Consider the following 19,409-nt stretch of genomic DNA (forward strand, 5'->3'; position numbering starts at 1 on the left):
CTCAGGTGACCGACCATGAATCCAAAGGAAAACTACCTGCACGAGTTCTTCAGGATCTTTTTCGCCAACAAGCAGTTGGTGAAACGAGTCTTCCTGGTCTTTGCAGTGATCGCGCTGGTCCTGCCGCTGATGCTCAAACAGAGCTTCGATATCACTGCCCAGGTGATCGTGCAGTCCAAAAAACTCTCACAGGGAGACGCCACAACCTCCCTCAACCAGGAGAACGCCTCGTTCATTCCACCGTCCCTGGCGGACATGGAAACCGAGAGCAATATCCTGCGCTCGCCGGCCTTGATTCGGCAGACCATCAGCGAGTTGCGCGACAAGGGTGAGTACACGCCTACCCCTGGCGTTTTCAACAAACTGGTGGCCCAGCCATTCAAACAGTACGTGACCACGCCGCTGCGTGAATACGTGATCAACCCGATGAAAGCCACCCTGGGCCTGGAAACCGACCCGGTACGCGACACGGCGCTGGATGCCCTGACCCAACAGGCGATCGACAGTCTGAAAATCGAGACCCTGCCAGGCTCCAACGTGATCTCCATCATCTACAGCTTCGACAATCCAACCCAAGGCACCCATTTTGTCGCAGCCTTGCTGCAGAACTACCTGACGAGCCGTCAGGCACTGCAATCGATCGATTTGCCGCAGTCTTTCTACGAAACCAAGAAGAAGCAATACCAGGTGCGTCTCGATGGCCTGGAAGGCACTCGGCTGGGCTTGCTTGAAGCGGTCGGCTCGTCCGATCCGAAGGAAGAAATCACCTTCCGCCTCAATGCCATCAACACCGAGGAGCAGGCGCTCAACCTGTACCGCGATCGCCTGCTGCAAAGCCAACGCTGGCTCGACTACCTGAAAACCAGCCTGGCCGCAGCGAGCAACTCGAAACTCAACGACTACACCTTCCCCTACACCTTCACCACCACCGTGGACAATGTGGCGTTCGAGGATCGTGAGATCAAACAGATGGGTGAGGCCCTGACCACACAGGTCAGCCGCTACATGAACGACCTGGCAATCTTCCAGCCAAGCAGCGAACCGATGTTGCTGACCCGCGAGCAAATCGCCCGCACCCGTCAGCAGTTTCTGAAAGTGGTCAGCAACCGGATTCAGGAACGCAACACTGATCTGGCGATTGTCAGCTCGGTGATCGACCAGAAAACAAAGCGCATTGCCGAGTTCAAGGAGCGCATCCACCAGTTGCAGGAAACCCAGAGCAAGCTGCGGCAGATGGACACCGAGATCAACGCGTTGCACGCGGCGTTCTCGACCTATGCCCAACGCTTCGCCGAAAGCAGCAGCGCACGTTCGCTGGACAACGACCTGTCCAACGCACGGGTGCTCAGCCCGCCGTATGAGCCCACCGAAGCGGCGTTCCCGAAACCGATGCTGATCATTCCGTTCGGCTTGTTCACCGGTCTCTTGCTGGCGATTGCCCTGGTCTACGTGCGTGAGTTCTTCGATCACCGTTTCAAACACCCAGCGCAAATCACCCACGAACTGGGCTTGCCGGTGCTGTTGGTGATCAACGATCAGAACGTGGAACCCACCAATCCGCACAGCAACTGGTCCGTACCTGGCCTCGTGCATTGGGTGCGCAATTGAACGCGCCGCTCATCCCTTCCCTGCCGATCATTCATTTGCTCAGCAGCGGCGGCTTCTACGGGGCTGAGCGGATGCTGCTGGACCATTGCCTGGCGACGCCGGGGCAGCACCAGGTGCTGTTTCTCGATGCGCCGCCAGACTTGATCGCGCGGTTTCGTCAGGCGGGGGTCGACTGCCGGGGTTGCGCGGGGTTGGGGGAATTACTGGCGCATTTGCGCCAGCGCCGGGCGGAACGGCCGTTGATCAATACGCACAACTTCAAGGGCCTGTTGTTTGGCTGGGTGGGCGCAACGTTGTTGCGCCTGCCGCTGGTGATTACCCAGCACGGTTTCACACCGCGCAGCCGCAAGCAGAAGTTCTACACCTGGCTGAGCCTGCAACTGTGCCGCACCGCGTCGGTAAATCGCGTGGTCTGCGTTGCCGAAAGCATCGCCGTGCTGTGCCGTCAGGCCAGCGTCCGGGCGGAAAAGCTGCAGGTGATTCCCAATGGTCTGCCGGCGACTGACGGACTGTTGCCGCGTCACGCGAAACGCCAGCGCTGGCTGGCCGGTTACGTCGGGCGGCTGAGCAGTGAAAAGGGCCCGGACTTTTTTCTCGATGCGCTGATTCCACTCTGCCGGCAACACCCGCAACTGGACGCCGTGATGCTCGGCGACGGCCCGGAACGGGAGACGCTGCTGGCGCGTATCAACGAAGCGGGTTTACAGGACCGCATCACCCTGCCGGGTTACCAGACCGACATGAGTGTGTGGTGGCGACAACTCGATGCGCTGGTGATCAGCTCGCGCACCGAAGGCACGCCGATGATTCTGCTCGAAGCGATGCAAGCCGGTGTGCCGGTGGTGGCATTCGGCGTCGGCGGGATCCCCGATGTGCTGCAAGACCGGCACAACGGCCTGCTGGCGACACCCGCCGACAGCGCCGCCCTCGCCCGCCAGATCGGCTCGTTGCTGACTGAACCGGCCATGGCCCGCGACCTGATCGACAACGCAAAACGTACGCAATTGGACCGTTACGACCTCAAGGCCCTGGCCGAACGCTGGTCGCAACTTTATCTCCGTACTGCACGGGAGGCACGCGCGTGATCTTTCCGCTCTCGATCGTCAGTTTGTTTGGCCTGGTCTGCCTCGCTTTGCTGGCCAGCCCTTATCCGTATCTGGCGCCGGGAGCGGTGCTGGGCCTGGTCGGTGTCGCGCTGCTTTACCGAAAACCCACCTGGGGTTTGCTCGGGATCGCGGCGCTGGTGCCGTTCGAAGGTTTCTTCAAGGACAGTTCGCTGTCGGGCACCAAGTTCCTCGGCGCGTCACTGGCCGTGATCCTGATGCTGCAACTGGCCATCCACCAGATACCCTCCGAACGCCTGCGCAGCAACATCTGGCGCTACCTGATCTGGTTCATGGTCCTGTACCTGCTGAGCGTGATCAACACCGATAACATGGGCATGTCGATGGCGCATCTGCGGGAGCTGAGTGTCGGCCTGGTGCTGTTTGTGATCACCCTGCTGATCGGCCGCGAGCTGAACATGGACCTGTTCGCCAAGATGGTCACCCTCAGTGTCACGGCGACCTGCGTGTTGGCGATGTTCTCCAGCAAATACCAGGACCAGGGGCGCGCCGCCGGCCTGCTGGAAGACCCGAACGCCTTTGCCATGCTGATCGCCTTCGCCGTGCCGCTTGCCTTGCTGCTGGTGGTGCGCAGCCCGCACTTTCTGCATCGAATTTTCTGGGTCGCTTGCTGCATTTTGCTGCTGGGCGGCATGACCAAGACTGAATCCCGTTCGGGGCTGGTGGTGCTGTTCCTCAGCCTGCTGATCGGCGTCTGGCACTACCGCCTCGAGCTCAAACGCATCCGTCCACGGCATTTGGGGTTTGCCATGCTGGGCCTGGTGATCGTGATTCCGCTGGCCATTTATGCGATGCCCAAGGGTTACATCGAGCGCATTCAGTCCTTGAGCATCTTGAGCGCCGGCGCCAAGAGCCAGGACCAATCCCTCGGCCGCCGCGCCTCGTACATTGTGGTCGGCAGCGAGATGATCCGCGAGAACCCGTTGCTGGGCACCGGCCCCGGGACGTTCCCGCTGCACTACGCCACCACCGGTTATGCCAAGGCGTTTTCGGCCAACCGCAAGATCGGCGACCTGTACCGCCGCGCCCACAACACCTACCTGGAAATCTTCAGTGAGCTGGGGATTCCCGCCGGCCTGTTGTTCGTCGGCATGCTCGGCCTCGGTTTGTACAACCTGGTCCGCGCCCGTCGTGCATGGATGCAGCGACGCAACCGCGAACAGGCGGATTTGCTGACGCACCTGAGCATGAGTTTCCTGTCGCTGACACTGTTTTTGATGTTCCTCAGCGCACCCAATCAGAAGTACGTGTGGATCATGCTCGCCCTGACCAGCGTGCTGCGTTTGAAAGCCGAAGAAAGCCCACTCGCGGAGGCCAAGGCATGAGCCGCATCAGTATTGTTATTCCGATGTACAACGAATCTCGCCACATCGCTCGGACCTTGCTGGCTGCGCAACGCGCTGCCATCGCCGCCGGTCTGGAATGCGAGCTGATCGTGGTCGATAACGGTTCCGACGATCAGGGCCCGCAGATAGCCCGGCAATTCGGCGCTCAGGTGCTGGTGCTGCCGGGCGTGCTCATCGGCGCCTTGCGCAATCGCGGTGCGGCCATCGCCACCGGCGATTGGCTGGCTTTCATCGATGCCGACGTCGAGATGCCCGAGGACTGGCTCACGCTGTTGTTGAAAATCGAGCCCGCGGTTCAGGTCGACGTCCTCGGACTGGACCTGCACACCCCGGCCGAAGCCCCTTGGTATGCCAATGCCTGGCAACGTCGCACCTTGCGTCCGAACAACGAGACGGTGCAGACGGTGCGCTGGCTGCCCAGTTCCAACCTGTTGATGCGCCGCCCCTGGTTCGACAAGGTCGGCGGCTTCGATGAAACCCTGCGCACCGGCGAGGACAAGGATTTCACCATGCGCCTTTCCCACGCGGGCGCGCGCCTGCTGTCAGTCAACCAGACCGTCGCCCTGCATTGGGGGTATGAGTGCAGTTGGCGTGAATGGATGGGCAAGGAATTCTGGCGTCAGGGCAGTCATCTGCAGTTACTGCGCAGTCACGGGATGAGCATGCGTCTGCTGCGCTTCCCGCTGATGTCGCTCGCCGCCTGGATGTTGGATTTCCTGGCAATCTCCGCCCTGCTCGATGGCTTCCCCCACCATGCGGCGCTCATGTTGTTCCTGACCAGCCTACCGGCGCTGGCCTTGAGCATGCGCCAGACCTTAAAACACCGTGATCTGCTGTTGACCCTGCAACTCTGGGGCCTGCATTGGTTGCGTCTGCATCTGGCCGGTGCCGCGTTTGTTCTCAGTTTTTGTCATTGGAAAGCCAGGAGGCCTGCCCGTGGCTGAATTCATTTTCTGGTTGTGCCTGTTGCTGCCGGTTTACGCCTATCTCGGTTACCCCTTGCTGTTGACACTGCTGGCGCCATTGTTTGCGGCGCGGCGTAACGCAATCGCGGAACCGATGAACATCAGCATCGTGATTGCCGCGCACAACGAAGCGCGGCACATCGAACACAAGTTGCGCACGTTGCTCGCTCAGGATTATGAGCCGGCCTCGCTGCAGATCATTCTGGCCAGCGACGGTTCGACCGATGACACCGTGGCCTGTGCGCGCAAGGTCATCGACCCGCGCATCACCATCCTCGACCTGCCTCGCCAAGGCAAGGCCGCGACCCTGAATGCCGGCGTGGCATTGAGCACCGGGGATATTCTGGTGTTCACCGATGCCGACAACCAATGGTCCCGCGACACCCTCGGTCACCTGCTGGCGCCGCTGTGCGATCCCCAGGTTGGCGCTTGCGCCGGGCACATGGTGATCCCGGTCACCGGCGGTGGCCTGAGTATCGGCGACAGTCTCTATCGGCATTACGAAGGCTGGCTGCGCAGGGTGGAAAACCGCACCGGCTGCATGGTCTCCGCCGACGGCGCCCTGCTTGCCCTGCGCCGCGAGTTGTTCCAGGAGGTGCCGGCCGAGGTCAACGATGACTTCTTCATCAGCACCTGCGCGCCGGTGGCGTTCAAGCGCATTGTCTATGTGCCCGAAGCGCAAGTAATTGACCAAGGCGTCGATGAAGCAGACAAACAATTCCGCCGCCGTCAGCGGGTTACCGTCGGGGGCTTGCAAAGCCTGGCCCAACGTAGCGAGCTGCTCAATCCGCTGAAACATGGCCTGTATTCGATTGCCTTGATCAGCCACAAGTTGATCCGCCGTCTGGCGCCGATTCTGTTGCTGCCGCTGTTGCTGAGCAATTTCTGGCTGTGGGAAGAACACGGTTTCTATCGCCTGAGCCTGGTCGCGCAACTGCTCGGTTACGCCGTGGCCATCGCCGGTCTGCTGGATTCGCAACACCGTCTGCCCAAACCTTTCCGCCTCGCCGCGTTCCTGCTAGTGACCCTGGCCGGGATGAGTATCGGTCTGTGGCAGTTCCTGCGGGGGCAGCGGTACGCCCAGTGGAACCCTGAGCAAAACCGTTGAAAGGACTGAGCCATGGCGATCAAACAACTATTAAAACGTACCAGTGGCTGGCTTTATCTCAACTCGCCAGTGGGCCGCAATCAACTGCAAGGCGCCGGTGTGATCCTGATGCTGCACCGGGTGCTGGCCAGCGACCACGCCGCCGAACTGCCCCATCGCAATGAGCTCTGTGTCGGGCCGAAAGCCTTCGAACACTTGCTGGTGTGGCTGAAAAAACACTTCGATTGCGTGTCGTTGATGGACATCTTGCAACCCGGCACGGTGAGATCGGATCGCCCGAAAATCACCCTGACCTTCGACGACGGCTGGCGCGACAATGCGCTGAATGCCTTCCCGCTGTTGCAAAAATACCAGGTGCCGGCGAGCATTTTTCTCTCCACCGATTTCATCGGCAGCCGCCAGCGGTTCTGGTGGGAGAGCATCGGCGAAACCCTCTGGGGCAGCCACGGTGAACGGGCGCGGATGCAATTGATCGATTGCCTGCGACAAGTCGGTCGGCCGTTGCCGGTGGCCTTCGATGAACTGGATGTGGAGCGTCGCAGCCTGGCCTTGCTGCATTTTCTGCACAGCCTGAAAACCCTCAGCCCTGCTGACTTGAATCGCCTGACCGATGAGTGCCCGGACGAGTCATTGCCCCAGGCGCTGGACTGGCAGCAGGTGCGCATGCTGGAAGGCTCGGGGCTGGTGCGGTTCGGTCCCCACGGCGCCAGCCATGCGATTCTCACCGGCCTCGATGATCAGCGTTTGCATGAAGAACTCAGCCGCAGCCGCGACGCCTTGCACAATGGCTGCAACCGTCCGCTGCCGGTCTACTGCTACCCCAACGGCGACAACGATGCGCGGGTACGCGAACACGTTGCCGATCACGATTACCCGTTCGCCCTGGGCACCGGCACCGGGATCTATCGGGGCACCGATGACCCCTTGAACCTGCCCCGTTTCGGCGTCAGCCAACGGGTGGCGCGCAATCCGCAGCTGCTGTCCTGGCGCCTGTTCCGTGGGGCCCGCACATGAGCCGCAGCCATTACCTCAAGCATCTGGCCCTGAGCATGGGCACCAAACTGGCGATGATCGGTTTGCGGCTGATGCGCAACGTGTTGCTCGCAAGGATCCTCGGGCCGAGCGAACGGGGTTTGTTTGCCCTGCTCAGCACCTTGCCCGACCTGATCAGCGCCGCCACCAGCGGCGGGCTGAATTCGGCGGTGGGTTTTCAGGCGGCCAAGCAACGCCCCATGGGGTTGCTGCTGAGTCAGGTGCTGGTGTTCGGTTGCTTGCTGGCGGGTCTTTTGACTTTGCTGGTGGTCGCCCTGGTGCGTGAGTTCGGCAGTGAACTCGACATCACCACGCAACTGGGCCTGCTCGCCTGGCTGTTGTTGCTGGCGGTGCCGCTGACCGTACTCAAGAGCGGACTGCTGACCTTGCACAACGCCTCTGGCGGCGTGGTGGCCTTCAACGCGTTGCGCCTGGTGGAATCCCTGGCGCCGCTGCTGTTGTTTCTCGCCTTGTTCTGGATGTGGAAAGACGCCGCGCTGGAAGCAGCGCTGATCAGTTGGCTGGCAGGCATCAGCCTGGTGGTACTGGCAGGCTGGTTCTGGCTCAAACGCGCTCAGCCCCTGAAATTGCAATGGGACCGCGCCAGCCAGAACGAGCTGCTGCGCTACAGCGCTCGCAGCCATCCCGACCTGCTGTTCCAGCAAGTGATCCTGCGCTCCGATTACCTGTTCATCGGCGCCCTGCTCGGCAGCACCGCGCTCGGTCATTACGCCATGGCCAGCGCCGCCGCCGAGTTGCTGCTGATTGTCCCGGAAGCCGTGACCACGCCGTTGATGAAACGCCTGCTGCAACAGGAAGAAGGCATCGACAAAGTGACGCCTCTGGCCCTGCGCCTGACCGCCACGGTGATGCTCGGCGCCTGCGTGACCATGGCGGTGATCGGCGAATGGCTCATCGTGACGCTGTTCGGCGCGGCCTATCAGCCGGCGTATCCGGCCTTGCTGGCGCTGCTGCCGGGCCTGTTGGGCCTGTGCTACGCGAGCATCCTGCGCCTGGACTTGCTGGGCAAAAACCGTCCCGGCACGATTTCGCTGTTGATGGGGCTGGGCGCCTTGCTGAACCTGGCGCTGAACCTGGTGCTGATTCCGGCCTACGGGATTGTCGGCGCGGCGGCGGCCTCGTCCATCGCCTACCTCGCGGTGACTCTCGCGCTGCTGGTGATGTACTGCCGGTTGAGCGGTGTGCCGGTCTGGCAAACCCTGATCATCCTGCCCAGCGATGTGGCGCCGATGCTGCACATGCTGCAACGGAAGTCGGCATGAAACGCCTGGTCCTGCTGTTTAGCCTTGGCCTCGCGCTGAGCGCCCAGGCGGCGCCCATGCGTTGGGCCGATATTCGCGACGGCAGCCTTTACCTGCAACCGGATCGTCCCGACACGCTGACCATTCGCTGGGCGCCGGCGTGGCAGGCGGATGCCAACGAAGAACGCCTGTACCTGCTCGACGGCCAGGGCAAACTCCAGGGCGAGCGCCTGATCGCCGCCAGCGAATCGCGCGGCAGTCAGAGCTGGCCGTTGACCCCAAGTGCCTCCAGCTATCAACTGGAAATTCCGGGCTACAGCTTCCGTCGCTACCGGGTTGAACACGACGAACACACGGTGGCGTTGTTCGCCCCGGCCAAGGTGCATTTCAGCGCCGAAACCCACAACGGCGATGAGCTGTACTTCAAGGTAGCGCCGGGTGAGCGCGCAGTGCTGGCCGGTAAGTTCCACGGCGGTGTCAGCGCCTTGCAAGCGCAGCGCGTGGGCGACGGCAAACAAGTGGCGCTGGCGCTGAAACCGTATCGGGGTTATTGGCAGTTCGACAAGGTCGAGTTGCCCGTCGCAACAGAAGCACAGGTCTGGCGCCTGCGCCTGCAAGGCAGCGGCAAGGTGGCGTTCTGGCTAGATGGCACCGCCAACCTCTTCGCCCAGAATCCGCAGCAACTCAAGCCCCTGCGCGAGGACGATGGCCAGGTCCGGCTGACATTGCACAATAAAATGCTGGGGCCGACCCCGAACCTGGGCATCGCCCTGCCCTACGTAAAGGTGCCGGAATCGAGTTTTGCAGTGCTCGATGCACTCAAGCCACAGGCGGGTACCTATTACAGTTTCGTCGACATCACGGCGAAGAATCCGCACTACGAAGATGATTTCCGTCGGCTGTATCAGGACCGCTTCGGCATCACCCAGGACATCACGCTGTTGGCCGGGAGCCAGCGCCAGGCTGACTTGCGCGCCGACACCCTGAGCAACGCCGGGCTCGACGCCTGGCTCGCGTCGACCCGGGCCCTGGGTGGCAAAGGCACGCACTACATCGGTTTTGCCGACGAGCCGAACCTCAATTACCCGGACTACGCCAACTACCAAAGCATCTTCAACAGCATGGCCCGGCAAGTGCGCAGCAATCCGGCCAATGCCAAGGCCGGCGTGCGCATCGCCATGCCCGCCAGTTCGCGACTGGTCAACGGCCCGTTTGCCGACAACGCCGCCGACAAGCGCGGCATCGATTGGGCCAAACGCTTGCTGGCCGAATCCGGCGACAACATCGATGCCCTGGCCTGGCACGAATGGATGATTCGCGACCTGCTGGCAACACGGGTCTACCGTGACAGCGTGCGCCGCGCCGCCGACCTGGTCGGCCTCGACGCCCAGGGCCGGCCGCGCAAAGCCTTGCTGCTGGACCAGACCAACATGTCCAGCGGTTCCAGCCTCAGTCCTTACGATCAGGAAACCCACTTCGCATCGTTGTGGTGGACGTCGGTCGTCATCAACTCGTCTCAGGATGGCTTGCTGGAGATGCTGAGCTGGTTCCAGGCTGCCGACGAACCGAACTACCCCAAAGGCATGTTGCGTGTCCTCGGCGAGGATCGCTTCGAGCTCAAGCCCGTGGGCCTGGCTCAGCAGTTCATCCGCCAGCATTGGCTGCACGACGTGATGCTCCTCGATAACGACGCCTTCGAGGTCGACGTGCTGGCCATGGCCGAGGACAAGAAGCGCAGCCTTCTGGGCGTCAATAAAGCCACGCGCTTGCAGCGTGTGGCCCTGACTGGAGTCCAGTGTCCGCTGGCCAACGGTTCATTAAGCTACTTCGGTACCGACAACCGCGCCCGCGACGCACCCTTCAGTTGCCAGGACGGTCGCGTCAGCTTCGAGCTGCCAGGACGGACCCTGTTCAATCTCAGCTGGAGCGCCTCATGAATTGCCAAGTATTGAATAGCGAAATCGGCCATTGGCCGCACCTCGCATCACTCCACTCGCGGCCGAGACCGTCAGGAGTCAATAACATGAGCGTTTTGCAGAAAATCAGCCAACACATCAGACAAAAAGGTTTGCGCGCCACCCTTAGTAAAATCTGGAAGCACTACGTGTTTTTCCATCAGGAACTGTTGTGGATGGAGCGCGATCTGGTCACTCCGGTGCCGCCTTACAAACTCAGGCCCTACCCGCCGCTGCAGGTAGTGCGCATCACCCCGGAAAACGCCGTGGCGTTCACCCGTTACTTCGGTGACCGCGTGGAGACCATGGCCGAACTGGCCCGTGAAGGCTACACCGGGCATATGCATCTGGACGATAAGGGTGATGCGGTGGCCTTCATCTGGGGCGCGGCGCGCAACTATCACGACAAGCACTACTACGGCTGCTGGTTTCCGGTGAAAGAAGGCGAGTTCTTCGAATTCGGCGGCGAGCTGACCCGTGCCTATTGGGGCACCGCACTCTCGATGGACCTGCAGACGGAGTTGTGGAAAGCCATGCTTGCCCAGGGTTGCCACACGGTGGTGGATGTCTGTGAGTTCCACAATGTCCCTGCTCTCAAGCTGCACATACGCACCGGCTACAAGGAACAAGGGCGGATCATGAACGTCTACGAGCTGTTTGGTCGCTGGCGCTTCTACCGCGAAACCCATTACAGCGGCTCACGCCTGGATGCCTTGCGCAAACCGGCACGTGAACCCGCCACAGCAGCGGTGAGCTGACCCTATGGCAGCACGATTCGAATGGCGCACTTCGTTGTGCGCCGCTGATTTCCCGGAAACGGCTTATGAAGCGTTGCGTCTGCGAGTGACGGACCACACACCGTTCAACACACTGGCCTGGATGCGTGCATCCGAACAGGCCCTGACCACCGGGCAACGCTTGCATGTGTTGCTCGGCTGGCAGGGTCATGAGCTGGTCTTGTGTTTGCCGTTGGTGGCCTCCGTCGAGCGTTTCGCCAGGCTGCCGTTTCGCGTGCTGCATCACCTTGGATACCCACTTGCCGACCGCCTCGCGCTCCTTGCAAAAACGGACTCGGAGAATATCCGCAAGGCATTGATCGAGATCCGCCGACAACTTCCCCATGCCCTGCTGCAACTCAACGAGTTGTCGGAACCGGTCGGTGAAGAAAGCGTGCTGACCGAGTGGATGGCGCACAGCTCGACCGGTGAACGGCGCCTCAGCTGTCGGGTGCCGGTGCACGTGATCAGCGACGCGGACCACCAGGAAGTTTCGGGTGACCCCCGCTATAAACTGCGCCGCGCACGCAAACGCATCGCAGCCTGTGGTGCCCAGGTTCGACGGATCACCCCCGATGCGTCGACCATGGGCCCATTGTTGCAGGCCATCAGTGAAGTTGAAGCGGTCAGTTGGAAAGGCGATGAAGGCGTTGGGATTTTCGCCGACGAACGTCACCGACAATGGATGGACCGAGCCTTCACCGCCCTCGCCGAACAGGGGCTGGTGCGGGTCGTGGTGCTGGAGCTGGACGGGCGCTGCATCAGCTACCGCCTCGGGTTGCTGGAGCAAGGCCGGTTGTACGATTACAACCTGGCGTTCCTGCCGCAATACGCCGATCTGGGCAGCGGTCGGGTGCTGCTCGACGAGTGGATTCGCTGGGGGCTGGACGAGCACTGGCGCTGGATCGATGCCTCGCGGGTGAGCCTGGAAAATTCCAGCCATCAACTGCACGAACGCATGACCGGGCAACTCGAACACTGGCGCTGGAGTTTCTATTCCTGGCGCCCCAGCGGTCTGGCGCTGGGCCTGGCCCTGAGACTCTGGCAGCGGCTCAAACCCTTGTTGCAGAAATGGCAAGCCAAACGGGCAGCAGCGACCGTTGCCACTGCACCGGCACCCGTTGCCGCAGCGGTCAAAGCAACGAAGCCAACCGACACAAACAGGGAGGGCGACCATGCCTCGCCAAGTCATAGTCAACGCTGACGATTTCGGTCTCAGCCCGTGCGAAAACGCGGTAATCCTGGGCGCCTTCCAGGCGGGGGTGATCAGCTCCGCCACGGCCATGGCCAATATGCCGGCCTTCGAAGCGGCGTGCGTCATGGCCCAGCATCCGTTGCTCAAGGACCGGATCGGCCTGCATTTCAACCTCACGTATGGGCGTCCGTTGAGTCAGTCGATTCTGGGTCGAAGGAACTTCTGTGACAGCCATGGGGTGTTCGATCTCAACCTGTCCCGCCATCGCCTCTGGCTCAGCCGGGGGGACCGCGACGCAGTGCTGGAGGAGCTCAACGCCCAATGGCAACGCTGCGTGGACAACGGTGTACGGCCCAGCCACATCGATTCCCATCAACACGTTCACAACATCTGGCCCATTGGTGGGATCGTCGCCCGTTTCGCCGCGAGCCAAGGGGTGCCCGTGCGCCTTGCGCGCAATCTGGGGCAAAACCTGAGCTTGCCCAAGCGCGTGTTCAAGACCTTGCTGAATAATCGCTTGCAGAGCCTGGCGGGTGTGACCGCGGATTATGTGTGCACACCGGTGGACCTGCGAAATGAAGCCATGCCGACCGACGGTGTGCTGGAAATCGTGGCTCATCCGACTCAGCTTGGCGCTGATTTCGGTGATGCCTATTTGCAGCCAGAAGAGTCTCTAACCCTTGTTCTAGAGCGGCGTCTTCACGGTGTACCGCGGGCTTCCTATGGTGCTTTGAACGGCCATTTGGTGACCGGTGAAGCCGCGCTCGAATGAGTTACATACATTGCAACATATTCAAAGCTGGCGCTTTGACATGAACTTTCAAGCTTGATCTATACACAACAAAAGCGTTTCCACCCACACCCTGGCCTTGGCTAAGGAGAGCGTCATGAGCATCATCGAAAAGCTTCGCGAACGCATAAAACAAAAGGGCCTGAGCCGCACGTTCAACACGCTGTGGAAACGCTACGTGTTCTTCCACTGGGAGCTTTTATGGATGGAACGGGACCTGATCAGCCCGGTACCGCCGCACAAATTGCGTCCTTATTCGGGCGTGCGCATGGTGACCATCACCCCCGAAAACGCCAGCGCCTTCGGCAAGCATTTTGGTGACCGCGTCGGGACCATGGCCGAACTCGCCACCGAGGGTCACACCGGGCACATGTATCTGGACGAAGAAGGCCACGCTGTTGCGTTCATCTGGGGCAGCGCCCGCGACTACCACGACCGTCACTATTACGGCTGCTGGTTCCCGGTCAAACCTGGTGAGTTCTTCGAGTTCGGCGGCGAAATGGCCCGCCCCTACTTCGGCACCAGCCTGTCGGTGGATGCTCAGGTAGACCTCTGGGCAGCAATGGCAGCCCAAGGCTGCAACAAGGTGGTGGACGTCTGCGAAACCCACAACATCCCTGCCCTGAAGCTGCACATCCGCATGGGCTACCACGAACAGGGTCGCGTTACCCACGTCTACAGCCTTTTCGGACTCTGGCGCTTCTACCGCGAAACCCGCTACACCGGCTCACGGCTTGATCCGCTGCGCAAACCGGGACGGCCAGTGGTAACAGGGGCGGCTAGCGCCTGATATCCGATAGACAGACCGAGTTGCGGCCATCGCGAGCAGGCTCGCTCCCACAGTAGATCCTCAGCGCACGAAGATTTTGTGTCCGACGACGATCCAATGCAGGAGTGAGCCTGCTCGCGATGGCGGCGGCACATTCGGTATTGATGTGACTGACAGAGAGCTATCGCGAGCAGGCTCGCTCCTACAGTGGATCTCCAGCGCACGCAGATTTTGTGTCCGACGACGATCCAATGTAGGAGTGAGCCTGCTCGCGATGGCGGCAGCACATTCGGCATTGATGTGACTGACAGAGAGCTATCGCGAGCAGGCTCACTCCTACAGTGGATCTTCAGCGCACGCAGATTTTGTGTTCGACGACGATCAACTACAGGAGGGCCGGGTGATTTCGCTGCTGAGAGCGTGATACGTCCCACACATCTATGGGAAAAGCCATCCCTGGCGAAGGAAGCGCCTGACTGCTCATTCGTATCCAAGTGGATACATTTGAGCAATGAATTATATTGTTCAACAAACTATGATCTTCGTGGCATGGCATGCCTCAGTTCGTGACTTGCGGGCGAAGATTGCTATCGCTCGTCGCATTGATCGTGCCTCTGCAGGTAACCTGGGTGATATCAAACCGGTGGGAGACGGCGTTTCCGAAATGCGCGTGGACGTCGGCGGCGGCTATCGGGTCTACTTCACTTTGCGAAACAGTGTCGTCATTGTGCTTTTGGCCGGTGGTGATAAATCTTCGCAAACCGCCGATATCAGGCGGGCTAAAAAATTGGCAAAGGAGGTTTAAACATGAGCCAGACTTTGACTACTTTCGATATGGCGGCACTGCTGGACAGTGACGAAGCCATTAGCGAGTACCTCTCACAAGTGCTCGCAGAGGGCGATAACGAGGAATTTCTTCGTGCTATCGGATACGTGGTGAAAGCGCGCGGAATGACACAGATTGCCAAGGACTCGGGTATGGGTCGCGAAAGCCTGTACAAGGCCTTCGCGCCCGGTGCAAAACCACGCTTTGATACGGTTTTGAAGGTCATCCATGCCCTCGGCATCGATCTCTGTGCGCAGCCAGGTCATTCGATCAATCACTCGGTGCTTTGAGAGATTCTTCTGGCTAGGCTGCTCGCTTCACCCCCACCCACGTAAAACACAACGGCAACTGCGCCGTCTGCCGCTCATACCGGTCATAGAGTTCCTCGCGGTTGGAATGCGGGTACTCCTTGAAATGGCTGATCTGCAGTCCCGCCTCGATGGCGCCGGTGAAGATGGCGCCCAGGGTGTGGACGAACCAGTAGGACGACGCGGTGTGCTGGTCGACTTTGCCTTCGTAGACGATCGGCTGGTCCTGCACGAACGGCTCGCTGCGAAAGTACGAGCTGTCCAGACGATAGGGATCGGCGGCCTCGGGGTCGACCATTTCCAGGAAGGGGTGGGTTTCGTACACCACCAACGCACCGCCGGGCTTGAGGGTCTGCGCGACATGGTGGAAGAATTCGCCGATGTCGGGCATCCAGTTCAAGACGCCGATGGTGATCAGCGCCACGTCGAAGCGGTCATGCAATTCAGCCGGCAGGTGATGAATGTCGGCCTCGATGAATTCGGGCTCATGGGGTGAGAGTCCAGCCAGTTCCCGCGCCTGATCGAGAAACGCGTCGGACTGGTCGACGCCCACCACGCTGCGAGCCCCCAGCGCAAACAGCGAAAGACTTTCCCGTCCGTTGTTGCAGCCCAGTTGCACCACGTCCTTGCCATCGACGCCGACCTGCTCCAGTACACCGCGAAGTGTGTCATCGATGCAGCAAAAATCGCGATGACTGACCGCCTCCACCAGAGCCTGCCAATCGGGCGCGTCCTTGTGGTGTCGGGCGGAGTCGTTCCAGGCATCGCGGTTGCTGGCGATGGCATTTTCTTTGGTCGGCATTTCCATTGCACACTCCAGAATCCGGGTCATTGTTGACCGGCACGAGTCTAGATCAGGGTGCTGAAAAACCCCATTGGGCGTTTGTTGGAATGTTGTAATCCGGGCGTCGCGAACGCGTGCCCGTAGGGCAGCTATAGTTAATGGCCTTGGGGAAGTGCGGGAAAACCGATTTCGCAGGTGTTGCCATGAAAAAAACTGATCTGACGCTGTTGTTCGCCCTCAGCCTGACCGCCCTCACCGGCGCCCAGGCGGACGATACCCTGACACCCACCACTGACTACAGCAGTGAGTTCAATTATTACGGGGCCGACCAGCCCTTCGCCCACCCGGTGCCGCCCTCCCTGAGCACCGTGCCGCCTCGGTCATACATCCCGACCGCACCTCAGGATTTCATCCCGATTGCCAGCCAGCATGAGTTCCACGACTCAATATTACCGACCGTCGCGGATGCCTCAGTCCGGGTATTCATCCGCTCCTACGATCCGGTACGTGGCGTCTACGTCAACCAGGAAGTCCTCGACCCCACATGCGTGCTCGAATGCCTCATCCGTCAGGGGGCTACATTGCAATAAACCTCACCACTGGCGTTTGTCCGGGCGTGCGAGGCCGAGCTTTTCGATCCGGTAACGCAGCATGTCGCGACTCAGGCCTAGCAAGCGTGCAGACTTGGTGACGTTCCAGTCGGTCTTGTCGAGCATCTTGCGCACCATGTCGCGCTCGACTTCCGGCAGGTTCATCGACTCGGTGCCGTTGTAGGCCGGTCTCGGTTCGTGGTGCTGGGGTTCTTGCAGCACGATCGGATCATCCACCAGGCTCAGGCAGACGTTGAGCTGATGGGCGGCAATCGTATCGCTTTGCGCCAACAACACGGTTTGCTCAAGCATGTTGCGCAATTCACGCACGTTGCCCGGCCAACTGTAGCTGAGCAGCAACTCTTCAGCCTGGTCACTGAAATGCAGGTGCGATTTGCCATAGCGTTTGCCGTGGATCGCCAGGAAATGCCGGGCCAGCAGCAGGATATCGGCACCGCGGGCATACAGGCGCGGCACCTTGATCGAAATAATGCGCAAACGGAAGAACAGGTCACGACGGAACTTGCCCTGTTGCACCATTTGTTCGAGGTTGCAGTTGGTCGCGCTGATTACCCGCAAATCGACCTTGCGTTCTTTGACCGAGCCGACCCGGCGGATGGTCCGGTCTTCCAGCAGCTTCAGCAGTTTGGCTTGCAGCAGCAGGTCCATTTCACCGACTTCATCGAGGAACAGCGTGCCGCCATCGGCCGCTTCCACCAGACCAACTCGACGGTCCTTGGCGTCGGTGAAGGCGCCCTTCTCGTGGCCGAACAGTTCCGACTCCACCAGATTGGAAGGGATCGACGCGCAGTTGAATTCAATGAACGGACCTTTGCTGCGCGGACCGTCGAAGTGCAGCGCCCGGGCCACCAGTTCCTTGCCGGTACCGGTCTCGCCTTCCACCAGCACGGGCGGCAGGTCGGTGTTGGCCATGCGCCGCTCGGCGTCGAGCAACTGGGTAATGGTGTTTTTCAAATATTGCATCGGCGCCGATTCGCCGATCAATGCCTGTACGCCTGACTTCTGCGCCTCGCGCTCCTGATAAAACGACAGCGTGCGCTCCATTCGATCAGTGGCCAGGGCCTTGTCCAGCAGCAGTTTGAGCTCCGGCAAGGCCACCGGTTTGGTGACGTAATGAAAAGCGCCCTCTTTCATCGCCACCACGGCATCTTCGACGTTGCCGTAGCCGGTCATCATGATCACCTTCAGATCCGGCGCGCTGATGCGCAGCTTCTGGATCAGGTCGTGACCGCTCATGCCCGGCAGCGAGTTGTCGGTCAGCACCACATCAGGGGTGAACGCACCCAGTTTATCCAACGCCTCTTCAGCCGAATGGCAGACGGTCACCTCGAAGTCTTTGCGCTCCAGGTAGGTCTGAATATTCTCGGCCAGGAGTTCATCATCCTCGACCAGCAGTATGCTGTGCTCCATATTCCCCTCCCGTTGCCACTTTGAAATTGAGACAGACGCGGGTTCCTTCCTGCTCCTGGCTGGTCAGTTCGACCGAGCCCTCGAAACGCTCCATTATTCGTTTGACGAGGGCCAGGCCAACGCCCAACCCTCCCTGTTTGGTGGTGAAAAACGGCTTGAAGACCGATTCTTGCTGCTGCTTGCTCATGCCTTTGCCGGTATCGCTCAAGGTCATGCGCACCAGTCCGGGTCGGGGTTGTTCAATGGCGATAGTGAGCATGCCGCCCTTGGGCATGGCCTCCAGGGCGTTGGCGAACAGGCTATTAAGAATCTGGGTCAGCAGCACCTGTTGGCTGACGACCGGCGGACAGGATTTCGGTGTGAAGTGCACGTGCACGTTTGAGCGCCTGATCAGCGCGTCAAACGCGCTCAGGGTGTCATCAATGGCCAGCACCAGGTCCACCGTTTCGGAGTCGTCGTTTATCGGCCGCAACGACACCAGCAACTCCCGGACCCAGCGCGACATGCGATCGACCTGGTTGATGATGTCGCCGATGTTTTTCTGCGCACTCTGGCTGGCGATTTCCTGGGCCAGTTCGGCGCTGGAGCGTATGTTCGCCAGCGGATTGCGCAAGCTGTGGGCGACGGCCGAGGACATTTCTCCCAAGGCGACGAAGGTCTCGTTAGTGATCAATTGTTTTTGCTGGCTCTGCAGCAACACGGACGCACGCCGCACGATCCAGAACAGCCCAAGGTAGATAAGCAGGCCACCGAGCAAGGTCGCCAGCCAGATCGCCTTGAAGCCACGCTGAATGCGTTCCACCAGGTCCGCCGGTTCCTTGTAGATCTCGACCATGGCAATGACCTTGCTTTTGTCGGCATTGAACATCGGGATGTAATTCTCGATGAACAGGTACTTGGGCTCGCGCAACAGCATCTGTTCGGGGCGTTCCTCGTCGATCTGGTGATAGCTGGTGGAGACCGGTTCCTTCATTTCAAAGGATTCGTCCAGTTCTTCATCACCTTCGACGCGCATGCCGATCATCTGTGGATTAGTCGACCAGACCACCGTGCGATCCAGGGCATACACCACCGCCAACAGCGTGTCCGGCAAGTGTTCGACGTGATCGAGAAACTCAATGCGGGCAGCGGCACGGGCATCTGGGTTTACGTCGGGATAGGCGTTGTCTTCGCGCGGATCGAGCATCTCGCCCATGGTTCTTTTCAGGGTGATGCCGGCGTGGCGAATTTCCGCATCACCGATGACCTGAATGAATTGCGCAGTCAGCATGGAATCACGCTCGATGCTCTCATCGACAACAAACCGCGTGGACACATAACCCAACCCCATCGCCACCGCCGCAATGATGAGAAAGCTTCCCAGCGAAAACCAGCGCAGCAGATTGAACTGTCCACTTCGACTTTGGCCTTCTGCTGCCGGGGCGTCCGGCGCAGGTACTTTTTGTTGTTTCAGTATCTGCATGGGTCTTGTCCAGGGTGCTTGCATCAAGCCTTTTCAGTCACGTTTCGGATCAGTGTAGGTGGCATTGATCGTGGTCGA

At 60.3% G+C, this 19,409-nt stretch carries 19 protein-coding genes; 15 read left to right on the forward strand and 4 right to left on the reverse strand.

Annotated elements, in window-relative coordinates:
- Positions 1–15 precede the first annotated feature (15 nt).
- The 9 genes from FBY01_RS14880 to FBY01_RS14920 all read left to right on the forward strand — a co-directional run bounded on the left by FBY01_RS14880 (position 16) and on the right by FBY01_RS14920 (position 11,158).
- Positions 16–1,608, forward strand: coding sequence for a Wzz/FepE/Etk N-terminal domain-containing protein (locus FBY01_RS14880; protein ID WP_145308201.1), 1,593 nt, complete (start codon positions 16–18; stop codon positions 1,606–1,608).
- The gene (locus tag FBY01_RS14885; RefSeq protein ID WP_083376386.1) at positions 1,605–2,693 is read left to right on the forward strand and encodes a glycosyltransferase family 4 protein; all 1,089 of its coding nucleotides are present in this window, start codon (positions 1,605–1,607) and stop codon (positions 2,691–2,693) included. Before FBY01_RS14880 ends, FBY01_RS14885 begins: the two co-directional genes overlap by 4 nt.
- Complete coding sequence (locus FBY01_RS14890; protein ID WP_145308199.1) at positions 2,690–4,057, forward strand: O-antigen ligase; 1,368 nt, start codon at positions 2,690–2,692, stop codon at positions 4,055–4,057. The genes FBY01_RS14885 and FBY01_RS14890 overlap by 4 nt, the downstream gene beginning before the upstream one ends.
- Positions 4,054–5,022, forward strand: a complete 969-nt coding sequence (locus tag FBY01_RS14895; protein ID WP_010455631.1) for a glycosyltransferase family 2 protein — start codon at positions 4,054–4,056, stop codon at positions 5,020–5,022. Before FBY01_RS14890 ends, FBY01_RS14895 begins: the two co-directional genes overlap by 4 nt.
- Entirely contained in the window at positions 5,015–6,151 is a 1,137-nt protein-coding gene (locus tag FBY01_RS14900) for a glycosyltransferase (RefSeq protein WP_145308197.1), read from the forward strand. Before FBY01_RS14895 ends, FBY01_RS14900 begins: the two co-directional genes overlap by 8 nt.
- Before the next feature lie 12 nt (positions 6,152–6,163).
- Positions 6,164–7,165 carry a polysaccharide deacetylase family protein gene (locus FBY01_RS14905; protein ID WP_083376384.1) on the forward strand — a complete coding sequence of 334 codons (1,002 nt, stop codon included), beginning with the start codon at positions 6,164–6,166 and terminating at the stop codon, positions 7,163–7,165.
- Positions 7,162–8,466 carry a lipopolysaccharide biosynthesis protein gene (locus FBY01_RS14910; RefSeq protein WP_145308195.1) on the forward strand — a complete coding sequence of 435 codons (1,305 nt, stop codon included), beginning with the start codon at positions 7,162–7,164 and terminating at the stop codon, positions 8,464–8,466. Before FBY01_RS14905 ends, FBY01_RS14910 begins: the two co-directional genes overlap by 4 nt.
- Positions 8,463–10,382, forward strand: a complete 1,920-nt coding sequence (locus FBY01_RS14915; protein WP_145308193.1) for a hypothetical protein — start codon at positions 8,463–8,465, stop codon at positions 10,380–10,382. Before FBY01_RS14910 ends, FBY01_RS14915 begins: the two co-directional genes overlap by 4 nt.
- A gap of 86 nt (positions 10,383–10,468) precedes the next feature.
- Complete coding sequence (locus FBY01_RS14920) at positions 10,469–11,158, forward strand: N-acetyltransferase (protein ID WP_145308191.1); 690 nt, start codon at positions 10,469–10,471, stop codon at positions 11,156–11,158.
- A gap of 63 nt (positions 11,159–11,221) precedes the next feature.
- Here FBY01_RS14920 and FBY01_RS32235 read toward each other — a convergent pair whose 3' ends face one another.
- Positions 11,222–11,308 (reverse strand): hypothetical protein, encoded by an 87-nt coding sequence (locus tag FBY01_RS32235; protein ID WP_224795531.1) that lies wholly within the window; start codon positions 11,306–11,308, stop codon positions 11,222–11,224.
- 277 nt (positions 11,309–11,585) lie between these two features.
- On the opposite strand from FBY01_RS32235, the gene FBY01_RS14925 reads away from it, so the two are divergent.
- From FBY01_RS14925 to FBY01_RS14945, 5 genes are all read left to right on the forward strand, one after another.
- A complete protein-coding gene (locus FBY01_RS14925; RefSeq protein WP_224795530.1) occupies positions 11,586–12,380 on the forward strand; it encodes a GNAT family N-acetyltransferase in 795 nt (264 codons plus the stop codon).
- Entirely contained in the window at positions 12,352–13,143 is a 792-nt protein-coding gene (locus tag FBY01_RS14930) for a ChbG/HpnK family deacetylase (protein ID WP_145308189.1), read from the forward strand. The genes FBY01_RS14925 and FBY01_RS14930 overlap by 29 nt, the downstream gene beginning before the upstream one ends.
- 115 nt (positions 13,144–13,258) lie before the next feature.
- A complete protein-coding gene (locus FBY01_RS14935) occupies positions 13,259–13,951 on the forward strand; it encodes an N-acetyltransferase (RefSeq protein WP_145308187.1) in 693 nt (230 codons plus the stop codon).
- A 490-nt stretch (positions 13,952–14,441) separates the two neighbouring features.
- Positions 14,442–14,735 (forward strand): type II toxin-antitoxin system RelE/ParE family toxin, encoded by a 294-nt coding sequence (locus tag FBY01_RS14940; RefSeq protein WP_145308185.1) that lies wholly within the window; start codon positions 14,442–14,444, stop codon positions 14,733–14,735.
- Positions 14,736–14,737: 2 nt separating this feature from the next.
- Positions 14,738–15,046, forward strand: a complete 309-nt coding sequence (locus FBY01_RS14945; RefSeq protein WP_010455651.1) for an addiction module antidote protein — start codon at positions 14,738–14,740, stop codon at positions 15,044–15,046.
- A 13-nt stretch (positions 15,047–15,059) separates the two neighbouring features.
- Here the strand turns inward: FBY01_RS14945 and FBY01_RS14950 are convergent, their stop codons facing one another.
- Positions 15,060–15,872: a bifunctional 2-polyprenyl-6-hydroxyphenol methylase/3-demethylubiquinol 3-O-methyltransferase UbiG gene (locus tag FBY01_RS14950; protein WP_145308183.1), complete on the reverse strand. Its 813-nt coding sequence runs from the start codon at positions 15,870–15,872 to the stop codon at positions 15,060–15,062.
- Positions 15,873–16,051: 179 nt separating this feature from the next.
- Here FBY01_RS14950 and FBY01_RS14955 point away from each other — a divergent pair, with 179 nt between their 5' ends.
- Positions 16,052–16,438 carry a hypothetical protein gene (locus FBY01_RS14955; protein WP_083376379.1) on the forward strand — a complete coding sequence of 129 codons (387 nt, stop codon included), beginning with the start codon at positions 16,052–16,054 and terminating at the stop codon, positions 16,436–16,438.
- 3 nt (positions 16,439–16,441) lie between these two features.
- Here FBY01_RS14955 and FBY01_RS14960 read toward each other — a convergent pair whose 3' ends face one another.
- Both FBY01_RS14960 and FBY01_RS14965 read right to left on the reverse strand, forming a co-directional pair.
- The gene (locus FBY01_RS14960; RefSeq protein WP_145308181.1) at positions 16,442–17,869 is read right to left on the reverse strand and encodes a sigma-54 dependent transcriptional regulator; all 1,428 of its coding nucleotides are present in this window, start codon (positions 17,867–17,869) and stop codon (positions 16,442–16,444) included.
- The gene (locus tag FBY01_RS14965) at positions 17,838–19,331 is read right to left on the reverse strand and encodes a sensor histidine kinase (RefSeq protein ID WP_145308179.1); all 1,494 of its coding nucleotides are present in this window, start codon (positions 19,329–19,331) and stop codon (positions 17,838–17,840) included. Before FBY01_RS14965 ends, FBY01_RS14960 begins: the two co-directional genes overlap by 32 nt.
- Positions 19,332–19,409: the final 78 nt, after the last annotated feature.

Source organism: Pseudomonas sp. SJZ077, assembly GCF_007993905.1.
Taxonomy (GTDB): Bacteria; Pseudomonadota; Gammaproteobacteria; order Pseudomonadales; family Pseudomonadaceae; genus Aquipseudomonas; species Aquipseudomonas mandelii.

Coding starts and splice junctions, on each gene's coding strand:
- FBY01_RS14935 (WP_145308187.1), top strand. CDS start 13,259: ATGAGCATCATCGAAAAGCTTCGCGAACGCATAAAACAAAAGGGCCTG.
- FBY01_RS14910 (WP_145308195.1), top strand. CDS start 7,162: ATGAGCCGCAGCCATTACCTCAAGCATCTGGCCCTGAGCATGGGCACC.
- FBY01_RS14945 (WP_010455651.1), top strand. CDS start 14,738: ATGAGCCAGACTTTGACTACTTTCGATATGGCGGCACTGCTGGACAGT.
- FBY01_RS14880 (WP_145308201.1), top strand. CDS start 16: ATGAATCCAAAGGAAAACTACCTGCACGAGTTCTTCAGGATCTTTTTC.
- FBY01_RS14930 (WP_145308189.1), top strand. CDS start 12,352: ATGCCTCGCCAAGTCATAGTCAACGCTGACGATTTCGGTCTCAGCCCG.
- FBY01_RS14950 (WP_145308183.1), bottom strand. CDS start 15,872: ATGGAAATGCCGACCAAAGAAAATGCCATCGCCAGCAACCGCGATGCC.
- FBY01_RS14960 (WP_145308181.1), bottom strand. CDS start 17,869: ATGGAGCACAGCATACTGCTGGTCGAGGATGATGAACTCCTGGCCGAG.
- FBY01_RS14915 (WP_145308193.1), top strand. CDS start 8,463: ATGAAACGCCTGGTCCTGCTGTTTAGCCTTGGCCTCGCGCTGAGCGCC.
- FBY01_RS14920 (WP_145308191.1), top strand. CDS start 10,469: ATGAGCGTTTTGCAGAAAATCAGCCAACACATCAGACAAAAAGGTTTG.
- FBY01_RS14895 (WP_010455631.1), top strand. CDS start 4,054: ATGAGCCGCATCAGTATTGTTATTCCGATGTACAACGAATCTCGCCAC.
- FBY01_RS14905 (WP_083376384.1), top strand. CDS start 6,164: ATGGCGATCAAACAACTATTAAAACGTACCAGTGGCTGGCTTTATCTC.
- FBY01_RS14955 (WP_083376379.1), top strand. CDS start 16,052: ATGAAAAAAACTGATCTGACGCTGTTGTTCGCCCTCAGCCTGACCGCC.
- FBY01_RS14940 (WP_145308185.1), top strand. CDS start 14,442: ATGAATTATATTGTTCAACAAACTATGATCTTCGTGGCATGGCATGCC.
- FBY01_RS14965 (WP_145308179.1), bottom strand. CDS start 19,331: ATGCAGATACTGAAACAACAAAAAGTACCTGCGCCGGACGCCCCGGCA.
- FBY01_RS14925 (WP_224795530.1), top strand. CDS start 11,586: ATGGCGCACAGCTCGACCGGTGAACGGCGCCTCAGCTGTCGGGTGCCG.